This window comes from Mesonia profundi, from assembly GCF_031085155.1.
GTDB lineage: Bacteria > Bacteroidota > Bacteroidia > Flavobacteriales > Flavobacteriaceae > Mesonia > Mesonia profundi.
On record NZ_JAVHUL010000005.1, the window covers coordinates 42,212 to 64,508 of the forward strand.

Consider the following 22,297-nt stretch of genomic DNA (forward strand, 5'->3'; position numbering starts at 1 on the left):
TTACAAGCATGAATAAGGTATTGGCAGTTGCATTTTTACTTACCTCTTTTGTAGGGTTTGCTCAGGAAAATCCTGAATCAGAAACAAAAGATTCCAACCTTAACAAACAGGCGGATGTAGAAGACAGCTTGAAGCAATTGGTTAAGAGATCGGTTCCTGGTTTTTCTTCGGTTCAAAACATGCCTAGTATTCAAAAAGATTCTATCAAGGTTTTTTTGGGAGATTACCAACCCGCTAGAGAAGTAGATTCCTTATGGAAAGTAGAACTTCTCAATTCAGATCTTTATGAAACCATGAACGAATCGGTCATGGTAGCGGCAGACTTAGATTCTGTAAATTATAAAGTAGTTTCTACGGATACCTTGAAGGCAAGACTAGCTAGAATTAATGCGAAAACACCTTTTAACGTAGAATACAATCCGTCTTTAGAGAGTGTGATTAACTATTACATTAAAAGAAGAAAAGAGTCGGTAGAACGCTTGCTTTCCTTAAGTCAGTATTACTTTCCTCTGTTCGAGGAGAAGTTAGACCAATACGACATTCCATTAGAAATGAAATATTTGGCAATTGTAGAATCGGCTTTAAATCCTAGAGCAAAATCTAGGGTTGGAGCGACAGGTCTATGGCAATTTATGTTTGCAACTGGGAAAATGCACGGGTTAGATGTGAGTAGTTATGTAGACGAGCGTATGGATCCTGTGTTAGCTACCGAGGCGGCTTGTAAATACCTTTCTAACCTATATAAAACTTTTGGAGATTGGGATTTAGCATTGGCTTCTTATAATTCGGGCCCTGGAAATGTTGCCAAAGCCATTCGTAGAAGCGGTGGAAATACCAATTATTGGGAATTGAGAAATTACCTACCTAGAGAAACTGCAGGTTATGTTCCTGCTTTTATTGCTACGATGTATTTGTTTGAATATGCCGAAGAACATGGGTTTAAACCTTACCGCCCAGAGATTACTTATTTTGAAACCGATACGATTAAAGTAAAGAAGCTTATTAAATTCGATCAAATTGCTACGGTTACCGGCGTAGACAAAGAGTTGTTGAGCTTTTTAAACCCTAGTTATAAGATTGATATTATTCCTTACCAAGAGGATGAAGAGTACTACATAAGACTTCCGCTAAGGGAGGCAGGCGTATTTGTATCTAATGAAAATCTTATTTACAATTTTGTAGACGAACAAATCGCAAATGAGAAAGAAGAAAAAGGCTTGCCTACTTACGTTAATGCCGATGATAAGATACGTTATAAGGTAAGAAGTGGAGATTATTTAGGAAAAATTGCCACAAAATATGGGGTTGGAATTAGCAGTCTTAAACGCTGGAATGGATTGCGTAGTAACCGATTAAAAATAGGACAGCGATTAACTATTTATCCAAGAAAACCAGTAGCTACGGCAAATGTAAGTAATTCTAGTAAAGGGAAATCATCTTCTATGAAAACCTATACGGTAAAGCAAGGAGATTCTTTATGGAGCATTTCTCAAAAATTTTCGGGAGTTAGTGTAAAAAATATTCAAAAATGGAATGGTATTAGTGGTAGTAGATTAAAGCCGGGAATGAAGCTAAAAGTTTCTAACGGATAAATACACATCAATCTATAACCACGATGAAAAATATTTTTTACCTTTTCCTTATCGGAATTTTAGTTACCTCTTGCGACGATCAATCCAATAAAAAGAATAATTTAAGCGACTCTAGTGGAAGGTTAAATAACCTTTCTATCATCATCGATAACGATTTATGGAAAGGAGAAGTTGGAGAGGTTTTACGAAAGAATTTGGCTTCTCCTGTAGATGGTTTACCACAGCAAGAGCCGTTGTTTGACATGAATCAAATTCCGCCTAAGGCATTTTCTGGTTTTGTACAAAACAACAGGACTTTCTTAAAAATAGGAAAATCATCTTCTCCAAGCTTTGAAGTGATCACCGATACTTTTGCAAAGCCTCAGACCGGTATATTTGTTTCGGGCCCCTCAAAAACAGCCATTATTGAGACGTTGAATGCTCATAATAATGAGATCATAACATCTTATAAAGACACCGAAATTAAAGAGCAACAGCGAAGAATTTCTAAGTCTTTAAAGAAGGACGAACTTTTAGCGAAGAATTTAGGCGTAAGTTTAAAGTTTCCTACCGCTTACCGTTACGCTAAAACCGATAAAGATTTCTTTTGGATACGAAAAGACATACCTAACGGAAGTATGGAGATTTTGGTGTATGAAGTTCCTTTTCAGGTGATTGATAGAGATACCAATGTGGTAGGCAATATTATTAAAATGAGAGATTCTATTGGAGAAGCTCGTGTGCCAGGCCCTACAGAAGGTTCTTTCCTTATTACCGAAGAAGCTTATGCCCCTTACTTATTCGAATCTAATATTGATGGCAAATTTGCCTACGAAACTAGAGGAACCTGGGAGGTGAAGAATGCATTTATGGCAGGACCCTTTATTAATTATGCGGTAAGAGACGAGAAGAATAAGCGTTATGTGATCTTAGAAGGCTTTGTTTTTAGGCCATCTTCTACCAAGCGTGATAATATTTTTGAATTGGAAGCGATTTTAAAGTCGGCTAAAATCAAATAGAATTTTCAGAATACAAAAAATAAAAAGGCAGGATTTAAATAAATCCTGCCTTTTTATTTGACTCTAAGAATAGAGTTATTTTTTATCTTCTACGTGTTTATTGGTCTCTGATTTCACACCATCTTCCTCTTCTTCTTTAGAAGCATCTTTAAATTCTTTGATACCGCTACCAAGGCCTCTCATTAATTCTGGAATCTTCTTTCCTCCAAACAATAAAAGAATTAGAACTACAACAACAACAATCTGCCAAGGCCCTACTAATCCTAAAAATATATTTAATAACATAATTTCTGATTTTAAACTAAACAAATTTAGTAATTAATAATTAAACCTTGCGTTAACAAGAAGATAAATACGCACAATATATTATCTTATATTTGTATCGAATTAAAGAATATGGGCAAAAAACAAAAGAACAAAAGAAAGTTTGCAAAGAAATTACTGCATAAGTACCGTTTGGTGCTGCTTAATGAAGATACCTTTGAAGAACGCTTTTCGTATAGGTTAACCCGACTTAATGTTTTTGTGACGGTAGGGATTTCTGCTATTGTTTTAATTGTACTTACCACATTCATTATTGCTTTTACCCCTTTACGGGAGTATATTCCGGGGTATTCTTCGCAAAAACTTAAACATACGGCTACACAGTTAGTTTATAAAACAGATTCTTTGCAGCAAGTAATCCATAAGCAAAATCAGTATTTTACCTCCATCAAACGAGTCCTGAGTGGAGAGGTGAGTCCGTTAGATTTTAAAGAAGACGGTTTAGAAACTTCTATTTCGGTAACTTCTGATTCTGTTAACTTTCAACCTTCGTTTACCGATTCTATTTTAAGAAAAGAAGTAGAGCAAGAAGATAAATACAATGTACTTGATAAAGCGGTAGCAAAAACAGATGTAAAACTTTTTACGCCTTTACGCGGACAAATTTCTGAAGGTTACAATGCCCAAGAAAAGCATTATGCTGTCGATATTATTGCCAAAGAAAATTCTCCTGTTAAATCTACTGCGGATGGCACAGTTATTTTTGCGGAATGGACGGCAGATACCGGCTATGTTATGATTATAGAACATAGTTATGGATTGATTTCTGTCTATAAACACAATTCTTCCTTAACCAAAGAACAAGGGGAATTGGTGAAAGCGGGAGAAGTAGTCGCTATGTCTGGATCTACTGGAGGCTTTTCTACGGGACCTCACTTACATTTTGAATTGTGGAGTGATGGTTATCCCCTTAACCCAACCGATTTTTTAGAGTTTGAATAAACGCGTATGTCATTAAAAACCTTTGGAGCTAAAATTTTTGCTAAAGTCGTTAAATCCCAAATTAATAAGTGGGCAAATAAGCCTATAGAAACCCAGCAAAAGGTCTTTGAACAATTGATTGCCACTGCCAAAACAACCGATTTTGGTAAGGATCATCATTTTGATAAAATTAAGAGCTACCAAGATTTTGTGCGAGAAGTTCCCGTACGAGATTATGAAGCTTTAAAACCTTATGTAAATAAAGTGGTTGGGGGAGAAGAGAATGTGCTTTGGCCTGGAAAACCTCTTTATTTTGCTAAAACTTCAGGGACGACTAGCGGTGCAAAGTATATTCCGTTAACCAAAGAATCTATGCCTACGCATGTTTCTGGAGCTAGAAATGCCATTCTTAATTACATTGCAGAAACGGGGAAAGCAGGTTTTGTATCTGGGAAGATGATTTTTCTACAAGGAAGTCCAGAGATGCAAGAAAAAAACGGTATTAAATTAGGTCGACTTTCGGGGATTGTGGCCCATTATGTACCCGCTTACCTACAAAAAAATAGATTACCTAGCTGGGAAACCAATTGCATAGAAGACTGGGAAACCAAAGTAGATGTGATTGTAGAAGAGACACTCCCTGAAAAAATGAGCGTTTTTAGTGGAATTCCTTCGTGGTTACTCATGTATTTTGAGCGACTGCAAGAAAAGACAGGAAAAAATGTAGGCGAACTCTTTCCAGAATTTGATTTGCTGATTTATGGAGGCGTTAATTTTGAACCTTATCGCGCTAAATTCGATTCCCTTATTGGAAGAAAAGTAGATAGCATAGAGTTATTCCCTGCTTCGGAAGGCTTTTTTGCTTACCAAGATCAACAAGGGGAACCTGGAATGTTGTTGAGGCTGGACGCCGGAATTTTTTATGAATTCATCAAATCAGATGAGTTTTTTGAAGAAAACCCGAAGCGTTTAAGTATTGGAGAAGTAGAAAAAGACGTTAACTATGTCATGATCATTTCTACCAATGCGGGTCTTTGGGGATATAATCTAGGAGATACGGTGATGTTTACTTCGGTGAAACCTTATCGGGTAATTGTTTCGGGAAGAATAAAGCATTATACCTCTGCGTTTGGAGAACATGTGATTGCAAAAGAGGTAGAATATGCCATGAAAAAAGCGGTGCAAGAACACGGGGTAAAAATCAATGAATTTACAGTCGCTCCTCAAATAAATCCGCCGAAAGGCTTAGCCTATCACGAATGGTTGATAGAGTTTGAAGAAGAACCTAAAAATTTAGATATATTTGCCTTAAGTTTAGATGGATACTTACAAGAACAGAATAGTTATTACCTAGATTTAATATCGGGAAAAATTTTAAAACCACTGGTAATCACTTCCGTAAAGAAAAACGGATTTAAAGCCTATATGAAATCCATAGGAAAGCTAGGCGGTCAAAATAAAATCCCAAGATTATCTAATGATAGAAAAATTGCCGACGCTTTGCATCAGCAATTATAAAATATAAAAAACGCATGAATACATTTAAGACACAAGGAAGAAATAGAGCGCAAGAAAGCTCTAATGCTATCGAGCGTTTATACATTACGATGCGCCACTTATTTAACCGTGGTTTTTACAAACCTATGGGAGTTTCGGGAGAAACTTTAAGAGAAGCGTTGCTTACCTTAAGACCAGAGATTTACGGATCTGTAGGGGAAGATAAATTAGAACTGAATGGTTTATTATATGTCATAGATCGTTTGCCTATAGGAATTGAGGAATGTAGATTCATTAATTTAACCAGTGATGAGGGCTATGCAAATTCTCATTTTCAACCCATTGTTCCGCCTAAGCGAAGAAGAAATTGCTACCGTATTGATGACGAACAAATGAACATTGAGATTACCAGAGGAAGATCTGAGATTTATGATATTCTTACGCACCTTACTTTTATGTTTATTGAATCACATAAAATTATGCGCCGCGTAGTGATTGATGAAGAAGGAAATGTGACCAGAGATTGGAAAAAACTGGAAAAAGCGGTATTGCAAGAAAGTCTTACTGAAGCAGAGCGGGAAGTGGCTTTAACGCATACGGCTAATATTTTGGGAAGAACCTTTAACGAGGTGAGAATGATTCATCCGTTATTTAGTCAGCCTAAAAATGAAGAACGATTTTTACATATCATTTATCATTTAGGAAAATTAGCCATCGATGAGGTCGTTTATAATAATAAGCGGATTGTTACCTTTAGTCCGGTGTTGAGAGAACGTTTAGGACATCACATTCATGGGGAAATTTGGGCAGATCATATTAAGAAAACGCTTGTTGAAAAAGGCCTGTTGAATAGAAAAATTCATATCATTAGTGCCAATATGCACAGTGTGATGAATACCCTTTATGCGCCTTTAGCATTAAAAACGGAGTTGAAGAAAAAACCTACGCAAGAGATTTATGAAGCTTTAAGTAATCCTGCAAGTGGACAATTGCGAACAAAAGTGATGAAAGTGGCTTTAGAGAAAGGGATGACTTTTTTAGAAGATTGTAGTGGAACCAATATAGATGTTCAAATTTTTGATACTCAAAAGCTTGAACATCACGAAGAACGTTTTAAAGCTGAAGGGGAAGATGCGCCGGTGATTATTGTGATGGATTATGCTTTTGGAGAGCAGGCTTATGAAACCATGGATGAACTGCTAAAACCTTATACGATTGATGATCAAGATTTTCATCTTAACGTAGATTCTATTTCTATTATGGGAAAAGCTGGAATCTTGGAAGGAGGAAAAGGGGATATTATGATTCCTGATGCGCACGTATTTGAGGGAACGGCAGACAATTACCCTTTTACCAACGAGCTAAAGAAAGAAGAACTAGAAGGAAAAGGAATACAAGTATTTGGCGGTGCGATGATTACCGTTTTAGGAACCTCCTTACAAAATAAAGACATTTTAAAGTTCTTTCATGAATCTACGTGGAATGTGATTGGACTGGAGATGGAGGGAGCACATTACCAAAAAGCGATTCAGGCGGCGGCAAAATTACGCGGTAATATTCAATCCGATGTAAAAGTAAGTTATGCTTATTATGCGAGTGATAATCCTCTAGAAACAGGAAGTACATTAGCTTCTGGTGGTTTAGGAACCTCTGGAGTGAAGCCTACTTATTTAATTACAGAAAAAATACTAGAACAAATTTTTAAATCATAATGAGCGATTCAACCAACAACGAAGAAATTGGTCTTTTTGACCTTTTTAGGATGATAAAAGATGGGTTTATTTCCATTGGGAATTCATTTCTTAGACTAATTAATTTCCTTCTTAGAAACAGCATCCTTTTAATTTCAATAATTATTGTCGGGCTTATTATCGGCTATTTTTGGAATCAAAATACCAAAACTTATTATCAAGTAGAAGCCTTAGTGGCTGCCAATGATGAGGGCTCTGCTTATTTATATAAAAAGATGGAGGAGGTTAATTTCGCCTTAACTACTGAAAACAAATCATGGCAAAACGATTTAGGAACCGAAGCTATTTCTTCGCTTTCTTTAGAGGTAAATCCCGTTTACATTACTCAATTGTTAGATTATGAAGAAAAGTCTTTTTTACAGTATTTGGATGAAACCAATTTGCTGGATGAAAAGGCTAAAACCGAATTGATCCAAAACAAAGTAAGTGTTCATCGCATCCAATTTAAATATCCTTCAGAGCAAGATGGAGAGGAGCTATTCCAAAAAGTACTTAAAAAATTAAGAGACAACGCTTATTTTGCAAAAGTATATGCAGAGAAATCAGTTTATTTGGAGCAACAAGTGATTGACAATAAGAAATTTATTGCTTCTTTAGATAAACTTATTGCTAATTATGCTCAAAAGAATGAGTCTAATGCAGGGGCAGGAGTGATTGTTAACGGAGCCAATTTTGATTTTGACGGACTCATCTCTCAACGTTCTGAATTACAAAAAGAAACTCGTGATCTTATTTCTGAGAAAATACAAAACGAAGAATTTTTAAAGGTAATTGATTTAGGAAGCTCTAAGCCTGTAGATAAGAATTCTTTTTTACAGAAAAATAAAATGTTAGTAGCTCCCATTTTACTTCTAGTTTGCTTTTTTATGATCTATTTTTTAATTATTGTATTAAGAAAGGCAAGAGCAGTAAAGAAATAAGTTATGAAAACAATTTTAGTCACAGGCGGAGCAGGATTTATAGGTTCTAACTACATCAATTATCTGTTAGAGGTAGCAGAAGAGGTGAAAGTGGTTAATTTAGATAAACTCACTTATGCGGGAGATTTGGCTAATATTGAAAACCCTCAGCATCCCAACTACCAATTTGTAGAAGGAGATATCTGTGACCTTCAGTTGGTACAAGAGCTTTTTAAAAGTCACCAATTTGATGAAATAGTGCATTTTGCAGCCGAGTCTCACGTTGATAACTCCATCGCTAATCCATCGGTATTTATAGAAACCAACGTTAATGGTAGCTTCAACTTGCTACAAACCGCTTATAAATTATGGATGCATGAACCTTTTCAGGTAAAGGAGGAGTTTTCTAACGCACGATTTCTTCACGTTTCTACCGATGAGGTTTATGGAACCTTGGGAGAAACCGGTTTATTTACCGAAGAGACTCCGTATGCGCCCAACAGTCCATATAGTGCTTCAAAAGCAGCTTCAGATATGTTGGTGAGAAGTTATTTTCATACCTACGGGATGCCCGTAGTGACGACGAATTGTTCTAATAACTACGGTCCGCATCAGCATGACGAAAAATTGATTCCTACGATTATCCGTAAAGCGATTCAAGAAGAATCTATTCCCATTTATGGCAAAGGAACCAACATTAGAGATTGGTTGTTTGTATTGGATCACTGCAAAGGTATTCAACTGGCCTTAGCAGAAGGAAAATTAGGAGAAACCTACAATATTGGCGGGAAGAACGAACGTCAAAATTTATACATCGCGCAAAGCATTTGTGAAATCTTAGATAAGATTCATCCGCGAGAAAATAAAGAATCCTATAAAAGTCTTATTAAGTTCGTAAAAGATAGACCAGGTCATGATTTTAGATACGCCATCGACGCTTCCAAAATTGAAGATGAGTTAGGTTGGGAGGCCAAAGAGAATTTTGAATCTGGGATTGAAAAAACCATTCGATGGTATTTAAATAAATACACCCAATGAAAGGAATTATATTAGCAGGAGGTTCAGGAACAAGATTACACCCACTTACCTTAGCGGTAAGCAAACAATTGCTTCCGGTGTACGATAAACCCATGATTTATTATCCCTTATCTACCTTAATGTTGGCAGGAATAAAAGAGATATTAATCATTAGTACGCCTCAAGACCTGCCGCTTTTTGAGAAGCTTTTAGGAGACGGGACGCGATTAGGGTGTCGATTTGAGTATAAAGTACAAGAAAAACCTAAGGGTCTTGCTGAAGCCTTTATTATTGGCGAAGAGTTTATAGGAAATGATAAGGTCGCTCTTATTTTGGGAGACAATATTTTCTATGGATCGGGCTTGGAGAAATTACTGCAAGAAAATAATGATCCAGAGGGAGGTGTGGTTTACGCTTATCACGTTCACGATCCAGAACGATACGGAGTTGTAGAATTTAATGAAGAGGGAAAAGCGATTTCTATAGAAGAGAAACCCGAAAATCCCAAATCTAAATATGCCGTTCCCGGAATTTATTTTTATGACAATGAGGTCATAGAAATTGCTAAGAATATACAACCTAGTCATCGCGGAGAATTAGAAATCACCGATGTGAACAATGCTTACCTTAACAAAGGAAAGTTGCAAGTAGGGATTTTAGATAAAGGAACCGCTTGGCTAGATACAGGTACTTTTAAATCGCTCATGCAAGCCTCTAATTTTGTAGAAGCCATAGAAGAACGACAAGGTTTAAAAGTGGGAGCTATAGAAGAAGCAGCTTATCGTATGGGCAATATCTCTAAAGAACAATATCAAAAATTATTAGAATCGCTTGCCAAAAGTGGTTACAGCAAAAATTTGCAATAAATGACGGTAGAAAAAACACCATTAGAAGGATGTTTACTTATAAAACCTCGTGTTTTTAAAGACGAAAGAGGAAGCTTTTTTGAAAGTTACAACCATCAAGTCTTTCAAAAAGAAACGGGTTTACATCTAGAGTTTATACAAGATAATCAGTCCATTTCTCAACGTGGCGCTTTACGTGGAATACATTTGCAAACAGGAGCCCACGCTCAAACCAAATTGGTAAGAGTGGTACAAGGAGAAGTGTTGGATGTAGCGGTAGATCTTAGGAAAAAATCTCCCACTTTTGGGAAAACTTACGCTACGATTTTAAATGATGAAAACAATCACCAACTCTTGATTCCTAAAGGATTTGGTCACGGCTTTATCACGCTATCCAATAATGCAATTTTTGCCTATAAATGCGATAACTACTATCATAAAGCTTCAGAAGCAGGAGTAATTTATAACGATCCAAGCTTAAATATTGATTGGATGCTTCCTAAAGAAGAGTTAATCTTATCAGAGAAAGACCAAGAACTTCCTAGCTTAGAAAAATTTAGGTCATGAAAATTCTTGTAACAGGTGCATCGGGACAATTAGGGCAGTGTTTGCAGGTTATGGCCAAGAACTATCCTCAATTTACGTTTACGTTTAAAAACTCTAAAGAGTTGAATATCGCTTCCGCGGAAGCGATAGAAACTATATTTTCTCAAAATACCTTCGATTATTGTATCAATGCGGCGGCCTACACCAATGTAGAACAAGCAGAATCAGATTCCGAAAACGCATTTTTAATCAATGCTGAAGCGGTTAAATATCTAGCAGAAGCCTGTAAAGAATATGAAACAAAACTTATTCATATTTCAACCGATTATGTGTTTGATGGGGAAAAGGAAAGTCCGTATACCGAAGAAGACCAAGTCAATCCCATTAATGTTTACGGGGCCTCCAAGTTAAAAGGAGAACAATACCTTCAACAAATTTTAAAAGAACATTATATTTTAAGAACCTCTTGGTTGTATTCTTCACTTGGGCATAATTTTTTAAAAACGATTTTAAAAAAAGCAGCAGAAGGCGCAAGCTTACAAATTACTACCCAACAGCAAGGGAATCCAACCAATGCTAATGATTTGGCGACGGCGATTCTTCATATTATTAATAAAGACAAAGATGCGTATGGGGTGTATCATTTTAGCAATCAAGGAAAAGCTACTTGGTATGATTTTGCAAAAGCGATTATAGACCTGCAGCCTTACAAAGAAGTGAGTTTAACCGCATCAAACGCGTATAAAACGAAAGCGAAGCGACCCAACAACAGTTGCTTAAATAAAGAGAAAATAATGAGTACTTTTAATTTCTCTATTTTAGACTGGGAAGAAAGTTTGGGCAAGCTTTATCAAGAAAATTTTCTTTCAAAATAAAATGAAAGAAAACAGTATAAAATTAAATAACACGGTTACAGCCGAAAAAGAAGTATAGCATTATGGAAATCAAACAATTTGTACCCCTTATTATTGATGCGGCTCGAGATGCTGGAATTAAAATTTTAGAAGTTTATAATTCTGAAGATTTTGGAGTGGAGGAAAAAATGGACGAGAGTCCGTTGACGAAAGCAGACCAGTGGGCGCATCAAACGATTGTTGAAAAATTAAAAGAAACCGGCTTGCCGATACTTTCTGAAGAAGGAGCAAAAATTCCTTATGAAGAGCGAAAGGGTTGGGAATATTTCTGGATGGTAGATCCGCTTGACGGCACCAAAGAGTTTATTAAGAAGAACGGAGAGTTTACGGTGAACATTGCATTAATTTATAAGCAAAAACCCATTTTAGGCGTAGTATATGCGCCAGTTTTAGATCAGCTTTATTATGGCGGAGAAGGTATAGGTGCTTTTAAGTCTGAAAACATGGATCCGCAAGTAGAGGTAAAGTTAATTAAGCATGATAAAGGACCTACGCGTATTGTAGCTTCCAGGTCACACCTTAACGAGGAAACAAAAGAATACATAGCCCAGTTTAAAGAAGCAGAAACCGTTTCTATGGGAAGTTCCCTAAAATTTATGCTCATTGCCGATAGCGATGCCGATATTTACCCTCGCTTTGCGCCTACGATGGAATGGGATACTGCAGCAGCCCACGCGGTATTAAGAGGCTTAGATGTTGAGGTGATAAATATGGAAGACGATTTACCCTTACGTTACAATAAAGAAAATTTACTGAATCCTTATTTTAAAGTGGAGCGGTAAAATAAAATAATTTTCACTGATGATACAGAAGCTCCTTGTTTAAGGAGCTTTTTTATTGACTTTAATTAAGAAGCTTCTCTTTAGTTTTTAATTACATTTGTCGCTTAAAGAACTCATTAAGCAAGACGTATTTTGAGAGATAAAATTTCAAAACTTTTAAAAAAATCAGACCAAGACCAAAAAGAAATTATCAAGAAAGGTGTTTTCTTTATGGGGTTTAGAGGAATTGGTATTTTAGCAGGATATCTTTTTACGCTTTACATCACTAATAACTACGGACCTGATTTAAATGGTCTAGTTACATTAAGTTTTTCGATTTTTATGTTTGCTAGTATCATTGGCAGATTAGGAATTGATGTGAATTTGATTAAATTTTATGCTCGTAAAGGAAAGTGGGAGCAAGAACCAGGACTTTTTTACCGGGTTCTCCTAAAATCTTTCTTAGTAAGTTTATTGTTGGTTGCTATTCTATTTTTAATAGAGGATTTTATCATTATAGATTTGTTTAGAAAGCCTCAATTAAGTCCTTATTATTTTTGGGGAGTTCTTGCCATCCCCGGTTGGGTAGTTACCATGCTTTGTGCTGGGGCATTAAGAGCTAAAGGACTTAATAATTGGTTTGCTTTTTTTAATAATACTGGGAGATTTTTATTTGCTCTCTTATTAGTTTTGATTTTAGGATTGTTCACCTTAGACCCTCTTAATGTTATTGTGGGTCACTTTTATGGAATTTGCTTGCTTAGTTTAATGGCATTAGGAATAGTCATTAAAAATTTTAGAAGAATTTCTTTGAGATCTTCTACAAATTCTTGGAGCTTTATTAAAGACTCTTTTCCCATGATGCTTTCTTCTACTATTATGGTGTTTTTAGGGTGGATGGACACTTTTATTTTAGGGATTTATGAAACCGATGAAAGTATTGGAATTTATAACGTTGCCTTAAAGCTAGCGTTGGTAGCTACTTTTTCTATAGAAGCGATTAATTCCAGTTTAGCCCCTAAAATCGCCAAGCTTTATGAAGAACGCAAAAATGAACAGTTTTTGAAGCTCGTTAAGTTCTCTACCCGTCTTAATTTTGGTATAACCACCTTAATTGTAGCGACTTTGATTATCTTTAATCAGTGGTTTTTAGGAATTTTTGGGGATGAATTTAAAGTTGGAAGTTTAGCTTTGATTATTCTTTGCAGTATTCACTTAATCAATAGTGCTGTGGGGTCTGTAGGAATTATTATGCAAATGATTGGGAAACAAAAACAGTATCAATATATTGCTATCATTTCCTTATGTATCAATTTAACTTTAAACTTTTTATTGATTCCTATCTACGGAATTATAGGAGCAGCGGTGGCCACCGCGATAAGTTTATCAGTATGGAATATTACAGGAACGATTTATTTAAAGCGTAAAGAAAATATAAGAACTTATTTATAAAAATAATATAGATGGCAGGGATTTACGGCGTTTTACTAAAAAACAATCAGCAAAAAGACTTATACAAGAATTTTTATAATAGTACGTTCGAAACAACTATTCGCGAAGAGATTACTGTCAAGAATTTTTGTTTTGGAAGATCTGTATTAGATAAGTTTAACGATGATCGTTTCTTATACCAAAATGAGGAATATGTGATTTGTTTTGAGGGAATCAATTACTCCAAGATTACTACGCCTGAAAAATTTATAGAAGCTTATATAGAAAAAGGTAGTGATTTTATCAAATCTCTAAAAGGTACTTTCTCTGGTTTTATTTTCTCAAAGAAAGAGGAGAAATTGTTTATATTTAATGATCACTTGTCTACAAAGAGTGTTTTTTATTTTTATGATAAAGATTTAGGCTTTGCTTTCTCTTCTGAAATGCACGTATTATCTAAGTTGTTACGAGACCATGGGATATCTATAAGTTATGATTTTGATGGGATTTACTCCTTAGCACTTTACGGACAAATGTTCAATGATTTCACCATAGTAAAAGAGATAAAAAAGTTAAGATATGGCTCAGTGTTAAATTTTGATAGTTCAAACAATTCAATGAAAACAGAGCATTATTATAAATTTTCAAAAAAAGAAACTTCTCAATCTTTAGAGGACGTTATTGAAACTTTAGATGGATTTATGATCAACTCTATTCGTGAAGAGTGGCAAAAAGATGAGGATAATAATTACGAAAGACATCTTGGTTTAATCAGTGGGGGGATGGATTCTCGTGTCAATACACTTATTGCTAAAAAAATGGGTTTTAATAAGATAGATGCTTACACCTATGGCAACCCAGAATCTAGTGATGTGAAAATCGCGAATAAAATTGCTAAAGAAAATTTTAACTCTCATTTACAGTACAATCTTCATAAAGGAGATTTTTTAACTGAAAACATATTAGAAAACTATGTAAAAGCCACCGATGGATTAACCCATTTTACCGCGAATGCAATTATTTACAACGTTATGTCTCGTATTAACTGCCAGGATTATGGCATGATTCATTCTGGTCAATTAGGAGATACTGTTTCGGGTTCGTTCCTAAAACCTGATTTTAATTTTAAAAAAAATAGAGATAAAATAGGTTTAACGGGATTTGTTAAGCAGTCAGAACTATTAGATAAAATGAACTTTCTTGAAGACCTTACCAATACCTACCAGCATACAGATTATGAACTTTTTGCTTATGAGCAACGTCAAGTAAATGGAACCCTAATGGGAGACCGTGTTTTTAATAATTTCATAGATTTAAGCTCTCCCTTTTATCAAAAAGATCTTTTAAGTTATATGCTAACCGTTCCTAATACTTTTAAATTGAACCAACGTATTTATTTTGAATGGCTTCAAAAAAAGCATCCCGAGGTTCTAGTTTATAAATGGGAAAAGATAGGTTTAAAGCCTAATTCAAGTTTTAATATTAATTATGGCAGATTAATTAAGAAATATGTTAACGGAGGAAAAAAATACTTTGGATTAAAGTACGATAGTATGAATCCTATTTCTAATTGGTTTCAAGAAAATCCAACTATTTTAGAGAAATTTGATGTGGTGTTTAAAGAAAATATAGAACTCATCGAAGATCAGGAACTTCAAAAAGATCTTATTAAGATTTATCAAGATGATATTTTTGAATATCGAAATAAATTTGCTGTGATTACTGTAATTCTTGCGATAAAACTTCATTTTTACAACTAGCTTTTGAAATGTAAAACAAGCTGAATATAAGTCCTATATAAATTCCTGCCATACCAGAACTAAAAACATGTCCCGCCGTAGATGAAATAACAAAAAGAATAAGAAGCATCATCAAAACGAAATTAGCATAGAGATATTTTTCTATATTTTTAGAGAAAATAACAGCTTGTACTCCTACAAATAACAGAGCGAATATAAAAAGAAATAATCCTATAAAAGCATAGGCAAAGAAGATATCCACAACATCTATTTCAACTAATTTAAGGTGATTCATTTGTTCATAACTAGTTTGACCTACACCAATTATTTTTTCTAAAAAATTATACTCTTGTAAGTATACCTGGAGAGAATCTTTTAAAAAAACATTTCTGTTAGAGAGAATAAAGGTTAGAAAATCAAATTTATCATAGAAGTAGTAAAGCCTATTATAAATGCTTGATGCTTTTACATAAGACCAACCATAATAGACAATAGCAGGAAGAAGAATTAAGGTCACCAAGAATACATTAGCAAAGATTTTTAAATTAATCTTCCTAATAGTAGGTCTCTTTATAGGAATTAAAATGTGAATTAATATAACACCAAATACACTTGTTTTAGAAGCTATACTTAAAGCAACTACTATATTAAATAAAGCCATTAAAACGTAAAAAAACTTATTGCGTTTCCAAAGATTAAAAGAAACAATGCTGCTTAAAATTAATAGTAAGGCGGAGACTTCATTTCCTGCATAGAAAAAGCCTTTACTCCCAATATCACCAAAGTTATACATAGGATAACCTACTCCTAAATGTTTTAGTAAAATATTGATAACTAATATAAAATAGGAGAAATTTACTAATTTAAAAACTAATTTTGAAGTGTCTTTTTTCAAGTAATTACGAAAAAATAAAAATGCAAAAATAGGAATAACATATTTTGTGATTTTAATCAAGTCATTCATCAATAAGGAAAAATCCAAATTTTTAAATAATTGAAAAAATGAGGGAACCATCAAGACTAAAATGATAAAAATGGATAGAAAAAATTGTTTAGGATATTGTGCTAGATTTAGAAAAATGAGTAGGACAATAAGCATTTTAAAAGCTTGACTTATGCTGATAGGTAAAATGATGTTATTGGTTAATAAAAAACCATTCACCATATCTATTGGTAAAAGAAATAACATTAGATAAATTATACTTTTATCTAGGGGAAGCTTATAAATTAAATTTTTCATTAAATTTTAGTGATAGACAAAGATAATATTCTACCTAAGTATTAGGTTTGTTAAATCAATAATTATATTTGTTGTGTATGAAAATTAAACTGCTCTCCAATATGTATCCTTCCCAAAAAGACCTTCTTTTTGGAATCTTTGTAAAAAAAACCGTCTTGGCTTTGGAGGAGAATGGAGCAGAATTCACGCAGAAGATAGTCATTAAAGGAAAACGATCTTCTTCTTTTCAAAAATTACTTACGTATACGACGTATTATTTAAAAGCTGTTTTTAGTGTTTTTCATCGTGAGCATGAGTTGGTTTATATCCATTTTCTTACGCATAATCTGCCTTTAATAAGCTGGTACAATCTTTTTCAAAAGAAACCCATCGTCATCAATTTACACGGTTCTGATATTAGTGCGGTAAAACAAAACTCTTGGATAGATAAATACCAAGCGAAAATGCTAAAAAAAGCTGCAGAGGTAGTCGTCCCTTCCCAGTATTTTAAGGCGATTGTGCAAGAACGCTATCCCGATATAAATATTCCTTTTTATGTATACCCTTCCGGAGGAATTGATACCACTATTTTTTATCCAGAGCTTAGCAAAAGAAAAAGCTTAAGCATTTCTTTTGTGTCTAGAATTGACAAGGGAAAAGGCTGGCGTGATTTCTTGTCTATTTTTTCGGAATTAAATACTAACGGAACCAAAATCCACGCTACTATCGCTGGTGACGGAGCCGAAAAAGAATCTTTTCTAGAAGCTATAAAGAATCACTCTTACAATCACCTTATAGATTACCGTGGTTTTCAATCTAAAGAGCAATTAGCCGAAATTTATCAAAGTTCAGAATTATTTATTTTTCCCACACAATTACCCGAAAGTTTAGGCTTGGTTGGGATAGAGGCTATGGCTTGTCAAAATGTAGTTTTTGCCAGAAATATAGGAGGCCCTACGGGTTATGTCGAGTCAGGAGAAAACGGATTTTTATTTAATTCTGTTCCCGAAGCCGTGCAACAAATTAAAAAATACTTAGCTTTACCTAAAGAAAGTAAAGAAATCATTCAACATAAAGCTTTTGCAACAGCCAAACCTTATGAAGCTCAGCAAGTGGCATCCAATTTGTACGCTAATTTTAAAACCCTATGTTCCACAAGTTAAAGCTTTTCTTGTATTATGCTTTTATTCAGCACCTACCACATTCTAGGTTGCTGGGTTTCTCTAATACCATTAGAGTAGGTTACGTTTCTAAAGTTTTAAAAATCATGCCCTATGATAAACAAAGCAAGTTAGAACCTAAGGTGTATCTGTCTAATGCTAAGGGAACTAAAATAGGATATAATTGCAGAATTAACGAAAACGTTTTTATACAACAAGCAATAATAGAGGATGAAGTGCTTATTGCGCCGCATGTAGCCATTCTTAGCACTTCGCATACTCATGACCGTATAGATATAAGTATCGTAAATCAAGGAGATACCAAACCCAATCCACCAATAATCAAAAAAGGAGCTTGGTTGGGACGTAATGTGGTGGTTTTACCTGGAGTAACAGTTGGAGAAGGAGCCATTGTTGCAGCCGGAGCTATTGTTAATAAAGATGTGGCTGCTTTTACGATTGTAGGAGGTGTACCTGCAAAATTTATTAAAAATAGAACTTAGTAAGAAAGGAGTTGACTTCCTAAAATGGCTTTAACTTTTATGCTATTTTTTGAAGTAAAATAACTTTTATAAGAAAGTAAATTATGAATAGACACATAAAGTATTTAGGATGTCTGTTAATAGTGCTATTGTCTTCTTGCCATAAGAATACTGAGGATACTGTAATACAAGAAGACCAAAAGGTATTTCTTGTTGCGGGACAAAGTAATGCGATGGGGGTTGGAGATAGAGAAAAATCTATAAAGCAAGAAAATATAGAAGTAGTAGAATATAATTCACAGTATGATGTTATTCAATTATTAAATGATCCCATAGGACAAAATCATCTAGGATTCCAACAAGCACAAACGGGTAGTTTTTTAGCAGCATTAGGTTATGAATATAATAAGCTTACAAAGAATAAGGTTATAGTGGTTCAAGCGGCAAAAGGGGGGGCATCTTTAACAAAAGAAGCCGAAATAGAAAACTGGGGCAATTGGAGCTCGTCAGGAAGTTTATTTCAAAATAGCTTAACCAAAATTAAAATGATGCAAGCTTGTTTTTTACAGGGAGAAATTCCAAAAGCATCGATAGATGCAATCTTTTGGAGCCAAGGAGAGAATGAGGGTCAGGCAATTGCAAATCAAATTATTGAAAAACAAGACTATAAAAATGCTCTAATTCAATTAGTGGAAAAGTACCTTAGTCATTTAGGAGAAGTTCCATTTATAATTATAGAAACCGGTAGATTTCAAGGAGATTCTATAAAGGATCAAGGATATAAAGCGGTAAGAGAAGCTCAAAGAGAAGTAGCTGCAGAAATGGAGAATGTGCATATAGGCTACGATGAAACCGAGTTATTTATAGAACGGCACTGGCTAAAAGATGTGGTACACTATAATCAAGAAGCCTTAAATGATATTGGTGAAAAATTAGCTTATTTTTACGTTTCTTTAGAAGAATAATCAGTAATGATTCAAAATAAATTCAACATATTAAAAGGCTTAACGATGGTTTGTATCCTTATCGCGACCTTCTTTTTACCTTTAAAAACATCATTAAGTAATATAGGTCTTATCGGTTTGGTAGTAACCACGCTCTTGTCTTTTGGCTTAAACGGATTTAGAAAGAACGGCAAACTAGGTTTCTTTCTTTTATTTTCTCCCATGGTCTTCTTTTTACCTTTGCTTTGGGGATGGATGTATTCCCCCTTAAAAGCAGATGCTTTTCATGAATTAAGCAAATATGTATTTTTAGGCTTAACGCCACTATTTCTTTTCCGTAAAGACATTGAGGCGGGGACCTTTAGAAAATATGCGTCTTACGGTCTTTTAGCAGGATCTTTTTTAAGCGGATTAATCTTGTTAGTTGTCAATTTCTATAATTTTAGCCAAACATCCTATCCGCCGCATTGGCTCCTTAATCATACGTTTACCAGTTTTAATTTCTTAGAACCCCTAAGTGGTATGCACCCCATTTATATGGGCATGTATTTTGCTTTGGCATTAAGTATTTTATTTTTCACCCCAATAAAACTGCCTAAGATTTTAAAAGTATTTGCTTTTATTATTTTTAGTTTAAGCATTGTTTTTCTAGCCTCTAGAATTATTTATGGAGTTTTGGTATTGCTCGTTTTATTATATCTTATTCATAACCTTTCCTTTAAAACTTTTGCCGTGTTGCTTACTGGCGTTTTGGTCCTAGGTGTTTTGGGTTTTAGCACGCTGCAAAAGACCTATTTGTATCAAAAAACGGTTAACGGTACCTTATGGGAGTTGCAAGAAAATGTGGGCACTTATAATACCAACCAAAGTATGAGAGTAGACTCACGTTGGTCTCGTTGGCAAGTGGCCGTAGATCTCATTAAAGAAAAGCCCATTTTGGGCTATGGTGGAGGAACAGAAAATGAAGTGCTATTAGAAGAATACCAGCGGCGTGATATGAAAAGCTCTGTAGAGAATGAGTACAATGCTCACAATCAATTCTTGGGATTTTGGCTCCGTTTTGGTGTCGTGGGATCGCTACTTATGCTCGTTTATTTCTTTAGAAACGCGATTACTGCTTTTAGGTACCAGAACTTATTATTTTTAAGCTTTTTAACCATTTTATTTTGGTCTCTTATGGTAGAGAATGTCCTAGATCGTAATATGGGAATTAATTTTGTCGCGCTATTCGGAACCCTTTTCTATGCCGAATTTTTAGCAAAAGAAAGTAAAGATCTAGCCGATGAAACGACTTCTTAAGCTTTCTAAAGCTAGCTTGTTTTTTTATTTTCTACTGATTTTTATTTCAGTAGAAGCCTTCAATAAAATCTACTATTTTTATGTAAATGGTGATTTTATCGTTCAAAAAGCGGTAAAATTACTCGCTTTGGGCCTTATGTTAGGAATATTTCTTATTAAAAATCCGCGTAAGCTCCTTCTGCCAGTCCTACTTATTGCATGCTTTGTCTTAGGACAGTTTTTTTTGCCAGATGCGTTCGTATTCTCTTCTGTGATTGGATTTAGTCGGTATTTTTTCTTTTTGATAATGATCATGTTCTTTGCTGATTTTCAACAATTAAATCTAAGGAACCTTAATCCTATATTTAAATTCTGGGAACTCTTTTTATGGGTTAATAACCTAGTTATTCTTTTAGCGGTCATTTTCAATCTATCACTTTTCAAGGCTTATTTAGGCGGCCGATGGGGATATAATGGCCTGCTTATGGTATCATCAAATAGCACTTATTTTTATTTAGTGGCTTTTCTTTATTTTTTAATACGCTTTCCTAAAACTTATTTTAAAAGGGTTTTGTTTTGGCTTACACTAATCGCCGCACTTTGTACGGGAACCAAATCTATTTATTTAGGAATATTGTTATTTAGTCTCGTGGCTTTGCTTAGTCTTCAAGTGCCTAAAAAAATAAAATGGTCTCTAACCCTTGGTGTTATTTTCTTGGGGATTGCCAGTATGTTTCTTTTATTCTCTTCGGAATTGTTTACGGGTATCATTCAAGAAGATGGTTGGCTAAGTGCGGTTTTATCTTACCGGAATGAGCTTTTAATGAAAGATACGCTACCTTATATTCAGGAAAACTGGAGAACTCTTCATTATTTTATAGGAGGTTTATCACAGCCTTTAGCTAGACCGCAGCTAGAGTTAATCGATTTATTTTTGTACTTCGGAGCCTTTGGGATGCTACTCTACCTCTATCTATTTTTTAAAAACTACTTCAATTTCAGCCTAAAGGCTCGAGAAATCGCTTTCTATGTGGTGCTTTTAACGGTACCACTTATAACAGGAAATTTTTTTTATAATGCCTCGGTTCCCATCTATTTAATACTTTTAAAATTAGTAATAAAAGAACGTGAGCTCACTTCTCACACTATACGAAGTAATCAAAAATTAAAACCAGTCTAAATCATTTAAAAAAGGATAAAACAGTACTTTTACCGCTTTAAATTTATGTCCATGCCACGCATACATCTGCTTAATACGTTTGTAGATAACCTCAGCATGCAAGAAACCTTGCAGCAAATCGAGGAAAGTATTGTGTACCATAAACCTATACATCATACCGTAGTAAATGCCGGTAAGATTGTCGCCATGCAAACCGATGAGGTCTTGCGCAAGAGCGTAAATGAAGCTGATTTGATTAACGCCGACGGCCAAGCGGTGATTTGGGCTTCTAAGCTTTTAAAAAAGCCCTTAAAAGAACGCGTTGCCGGAATAGATTTATTTGTTAACTTAGTAGAACTTGCTCATCAAAAACAGTTTAGTATTTACTTATTGGGAGCTAAACAGGAGGTAGTAGAAGCTGTCGTAACGAAATTTGAAAAACAATGCGATTCCAAAATTATAGCAGGATTTAGAAATGGATATTTTTCTACTTCCGAAGAAAAACAAATCGTAGATCACATCGTTCACTCTAAAGCAGATATGTTGTTTGTAGCCATGAGCTCTCCAAAAAAAGAGATATTTTTGCACAAGCATCGAGAAGCACTAAGTTCAATTCCCTTTATTATGGGGGTGGGAGGTAGTTTTGACGTAATTTCAGGAAAGACGAAAAGAGCTCCGCTTTGGATGCAAAAAAGCGGACTGGAATGGTTTTACCGATTTTTGCAAGAACCCAAACGCATGTGGAAAAGGTACCTCGTAGGAAACTCAAAGTTTCTATATTTGGTATTTAAAGAGAGATTTCATTCTAAAGACAAGTAAG

21 protein-coding genes are annotated in these 22,297 nt (G+C 34.7%); 19 read left to right on the forward strand and 2 right to left on the reverse strand.

The window, feature by feature from the left end; all coding sequences use genetic code 11:
• The first annotated feature begins 8 nt into the window (after window positions 1-8).
• A complete protein-coding gene (locus tag RBU60_RS02990; RefSeq protein ID WP_308863179.1) occupies window positions 9-1,592 on the forward strand; it encodes a lytic transglycosylase domain-containing protein in 1,584 nt (527 codons plus the stop codon).
• Window positions 1,593-1,615: 23 nt separating this feature from the next.
• Window positions 1,616-2,590, forward strand: coding sequence for a DUF4837 family protein (locus RBU60_RS02995; RefSeq protein WP_308863180.1), 975 nt, complete (start codon window positions 1,616-1,618; stop codon window positions 2,588-2,590).
• Between the two features lie 75 nt (window positions 2,591-2,665).
• Here the strand turns inward: RBU60_RS02995 and RBU60_RS03000 are convergent, their stop codons facing one another.
• Window positions 2,666-2,878 carry a twin-arginine translocase TatA/TatE family subunit gene (locus RBU60_RS03000; protein ID WP_308863243.1) on the reverse strand — a complete coding sequence of 71 codons (213 nt, stop codon included), beginning with the start codon at window positions 2,876-2,878 and terminating at the stop codon, window positions 2,666-2,668.
• A 108-nt stretch (window positions 2,879-2,986) separates the two neighbouring features.
• On the opposite strand from RBU60_RS03000, the gene RBU60_RS03005 reads away from it, so the two are divergent.
• From RBU60_RS03005 to RBU60_RS03055, 11 genes are all read left to right on the forward strand, one after another.
• Window positions 2,987-3,856: a M23 family metallopeptidase gene (locus tag RBU60_RS03005; protein ID WP_308863181.1), complete on the forward strand. Its 870-nt coding sequence runs from the start codon at window positions 2,987-2,989 to the stop codon at window positions 3,854-3,856.
• 6 nt (window positions 3,857-3,862) lie between these two features.
• Window positions 3,863-5,353, forward strand: a complete 1,491-nt coding sequence (locus RBU60_RS03010; protein WP_308863182.1) for a GH3 auxin-responsive promoter family protein — start codon at window positions 3,863-3,865, stop codon at window positions 5,351-5,353.
• 14 nt (window positions 5,354-5,367) lie between these two features.
• Entirely contained in the window at window positions 5,368-7,044 is a 1,677-nt protein-coding gene (locus tag RBU60_RS03015) for a DUF6909 family protein (protein WP_308863183.1), read from the forward strand.
• A complete protein-coding gene (locus tag RBU60_RS03020; RefSeq protein WP_308863184.1) occupies window positions 7,044-8,003 on the forward strand; it encodes a hypothetical protein in 960 nt (319 codons plus the stop codon). The genes RBU60_RS03015 and RBU60_RS03020 overlap by 1 nt, the downstream gene beginning before the upstream one ends.
• Before the next feature lie 3 nt (window positions 8,004-8,006).
• Window positions 8,007-9,020 (forward strand): dTDP-glucose 4,6-dehydratase, encoded by a 1,014-nt coding sequence (gene rfbB, locus RBU60_RS03025; protein ID WP_308863185.1) that lies wholly within the window; start codon window positions 8,007-8,009, stop codon window positions 9,018-9,020.
• Window positions 9,017-9,865 (forward strand): glucose-1-phosphate thymidylyltransferase RfbA, encoded by an 849-nt coding sequence (gene rfbA / locus RBU60_RS03030; protein WP_308863186.1) that lies wholly within the window; start codon window positions 9,017-9,019, stop codon window positions 9,863-9,865. The genes rfbB and rfbA overlap by 4 nt, the downstream gene beginning before the upstream one ends.
• Entirely contained in the window at window positions 9,866-10,411 is a 546-nt protein-coding gene (gene rfbC / locus RBU60_RS03035) for a dTDP-4-dehydrorhamnose 3,5-epimerase (RefSeq protein WP_308863187.1), read from the forward strand.
• Window positions 10,408-11,265, forward strand: a complete 858-nt coding sequence (gene rfbD / locus RBU60_RS03040) for a dTDP-4-dehydrorhamnose reductase (RefSeq protein ID WP_308863188.1) — start codon at window positions 10,408-10,410, stop codon at window positions 11,263-11,265. Before rfbC ends, rfbD begins: the two co-directional genes overlap by 4 nt.
• 62 nt (window positions 11,266-11,327) lie before the next feature.
• Window positions 11,328-12,086 carry a 3'(2'),5'-bisphosphate nucleotidase CysQ gene (gene cysQ / locus RBU60_RS03045; RefSeq protein ID WP_308863189.1) on the forward strand — a complete coding sequence of 253 codons (759 nt, stop codon included), beginning with the start codon at window positions 11,328-11,330 and terminating at the stop codon, window positions 12,084-12,086.
• A 132-nt stretch (window positions 12,087-12,218) separates the two neighbouring features.
• Window positions 12,219-13,517 carry a flippase gene (locus RBU60_RS03050; RefSeq protein ID WP_308863190.1) on the forward strand — a complete coding sequence of 433 codons (1,299 nt, stop codon included), beginning with the start codon at window positions 12,219-12,221 and terminating at the stop codon, window positions 13,515-13,517.
• 11 nt (window positions 13,518-13,528) lie between these two features.
• The gene (locus RBU60_RS03055) at window positions 13,529-15,256 is read left to right on the forward strand and encodes an asparagine synthase-related protein (RefSeq protein WP_308863191.1); all 1,728 of its coding nucleotides are present in this window, start codon (window positions 13,529-13,531) and stop codon (window positions 15,254-15,256) included.
• On the opposite strand, the gene RBU60_RS03060 is transcribed toward RBU60_RS03055, so the two are convergent.
• Entirely contained in the window at window positions 15,216-16,475 is a 1,260-nt protein-coding gene (locus RBU60_RS03060; protein ID WP_308863192.1) for an O-antigen ligase family protein, read from the reverse strand. The two genes, RBU60_RS03055 and RBU60_RS03060, sit on opposite strands and share 41 nt — an antisense overlap.
• 77 nt (window positions 16,476-16,552) lie before the next feature.
• On the opposite strand from RBU60_RS03060, the gene RBU60_RS03065 reads away from it, so the two are divergent.
• The 6 genes from RBU60_RS03065 (at window position 16,553) to RBU60_RS03090 (ending at window position 22,296) form a co-directional block, all read left to right on the forward strand.
• A complete protein-coding gene (locus RBU60_RS03065) occupies window positions 16,553-17,617 on the forward strand; it encodes a glycosyltransferase family 4 protein (RefSeq protein WP_308863193.1) in 1,065 nt (354 codons plus the stop codon).
• The gene (locus RBU60_RS03070) at window positions 17,602-18,117 is read left to right on the forward strand and encodes an acyltransferase (protein ID WP_308863194.1); all 516 of its coding nucleotides are present in this window, start codon (window positions 17,602-17,604) and stop codon (window positions 18,115-18,117) included. The genes RBU60_RS03065 and RBU60_RS03070 overlap by 16 nt, the downstream gene beginning before the upstream one ends.
• Window positions 18,118-18,200: 83 nt before the next feature.
• The gene (locus tag RBU60_RS03075; RefSeq protein ID WP_308863195.1) at window positions 18,201-19,061 is read left to right on the forward strand and encodes a sialate O-acetylesterase; all 861 of its coding nucleotides are present in this window, start codon (window positions 18,201-18,203) and stop codon (window positions 19,059-19,061) included.
• Between the two features lie 6 nt (window positions 19,062-19,067).
• Window positions 19,068-20,339 (forward strand): O-antigen ligase family protein, encoded by a 1,272-nt coding sequence (locus tag RBU60_RS03080; RefSeq protein ID WP_308863196.1) that lies wholly within the window; start codon window positions 19,068-19,070, stop codon window positions 20,337-20,339.
• Window positions 20,340-20,889: 550 nt separating this feature from the next.
• Complete coding sequence (locus RBU60_RS03085) at window positions 20,890-21,498, forward strand: hypothetical protein (protein ID WP_308863197.1); 609 nt, start codon at window positions 20,890-20,892, stop codon at window positions 21,496-21,498.
• A gap of 51 nt (window positions 21,499-21,549) precedes the next feature.
• The gene (locus RBU60_RS03090) at window positions 21,550-22,296 is read left to right on the forward strand and encodes a WecB/TagA/CpsF family glycosyltransferase (RefSeq protein ID WP_308863198.1); all 747 of its coding nucleotides are present in this window, start codon (window positions 21,550-21,552) and stop codon (window positions 22,294-22,296) included.
• Window position 22,297: the final 1 nt, after the last annotated feature.

Excerpts from the sequence above, each read along its gene's own strand:
- RBU60_RS02990 (WP_308863179.1), top strand. The coding sequence starts at position 9 with ATGAATAAGGTATTGGCAGTTGCATTTTTACTTACCTCTTTTGTAGGG.
- RBU60_RS02995 (WP_308863180.1), top strand. The coding sequence starts at position 1,616 with ATGAAAAATATTTTTTACCTTTTCCTTATCGGAATTTTAGTTACCTCT.
- RBU60_RS03005 (WP_308863181.1), top strand. The coding sequence starts at position 2,987 with ATGGGCAAAAAACAAAAGAACAAAAGAAAGTTTGCAAAGAAATTACTG.
- RBU60_RS03010 (WP_308863182.1), top strand. The coding sequence starts at position 3,863 with ATGTCATTAAAAACCTTTGGAGCTAAAATTTTTGCTAAAGTCGTTAAA.
- RBU60_RS03015 (WP_308863183.1), top strand. The coding sequence starts at position 5,368 with ATGAATACATTTAAGACACAAGGAAGAAATAGAGCGCAAGAAAGCTCT.
- RBU60_RS03020 (WP_308863184.1), top strand. The coding sequence starts at position 7,044 with ATGAGCGATTCAACCAACAACGAAGAAATTGGTCTTTTTGACCTTTTT.
- rfbB (WP_308863185.1), top strand. The coding sequence starts at position 8,007 with ATGAAAACAATTTTAGTCACAGGCGGAGCAGGATTTATAGGTTCTAAC.
- rfbA (WP_308863186.1), top strand. The coding sequence starts at position 9,017 with ATGAAAGGAATTATATTAGCAGGAGGTTCAGGAACAAGATTACACCCA.
- rfbC (WP_308863187.1), top strand. The coding sequence starts at position 9,866 with ATGACGGTAGAAAAAACACCATTAGAAGGATGTTTACTTATAAAACCT.
- rfbD (WP_308863188.1), top strand. The coding sequence starts at position 10,408 with ATGAAAATTCTTGTAACAGGTGCATCGGGACAATTAGGGCAGTGTTTG.
- cysQ (WP_308863189.1), top strand. The coding sequence starts at position 11,328 with ATGGAAATCAAACAATTTGTACCCCTTATTATTGATGCGGCTCGAGAT.
- RBU60_RS03055 (WP_308863191.1), top strand. The coding sequence starts at position 13,529 with ATGGCAGGGATTTACGGCGTTTTACTAAAAAACAATCAGCAAAAAGAC.
- RBU60_RS03060 (WP_308863192.1), bottom strand. The coding sequence starts at position 16,475 with ATGAAAAATTTAATTTATAAGCTTCCCCTAGATAAAAGTATAATTTAT.
- RBU60_RS03065 (WP_308863193.1), top strand. The coding sequence starts at position 16,553 with ATGAAAATTAAACTGCTCTCCAATATGTATCCTTCCCAAAAAGACCTT.
- RBU60_RS03070 (WP_308863194.1), top strand. The coding sequence starts at position 17,602 with ATGTTCCACAAGTTAAAGCTTTTCTTGTATTATGCTTTTATTCAGCAC.
- RBU60_RS03075 (WP_308863195.1), top strand. The coding sequence starts at position 18,201 with ATGAATAGACACATAAAGTATTTAGGATGTCTGTTAATAGTGCTATTG.
- RBU60_RS03080 (WP_308863196.1), top strand. The coding sequence starts at position 19,068 with ATGATTCAAAATAAATTCAACATATTAAAAGGCTTAACGATGGTTTGT.
- RBU60_RS03090 (WP_308863198.1), top strand. The coding sequence starts at position 21,550 with ATGCCACGCATACATCTGCTTAATACGTTTGTAGATAACCTCAGCATG.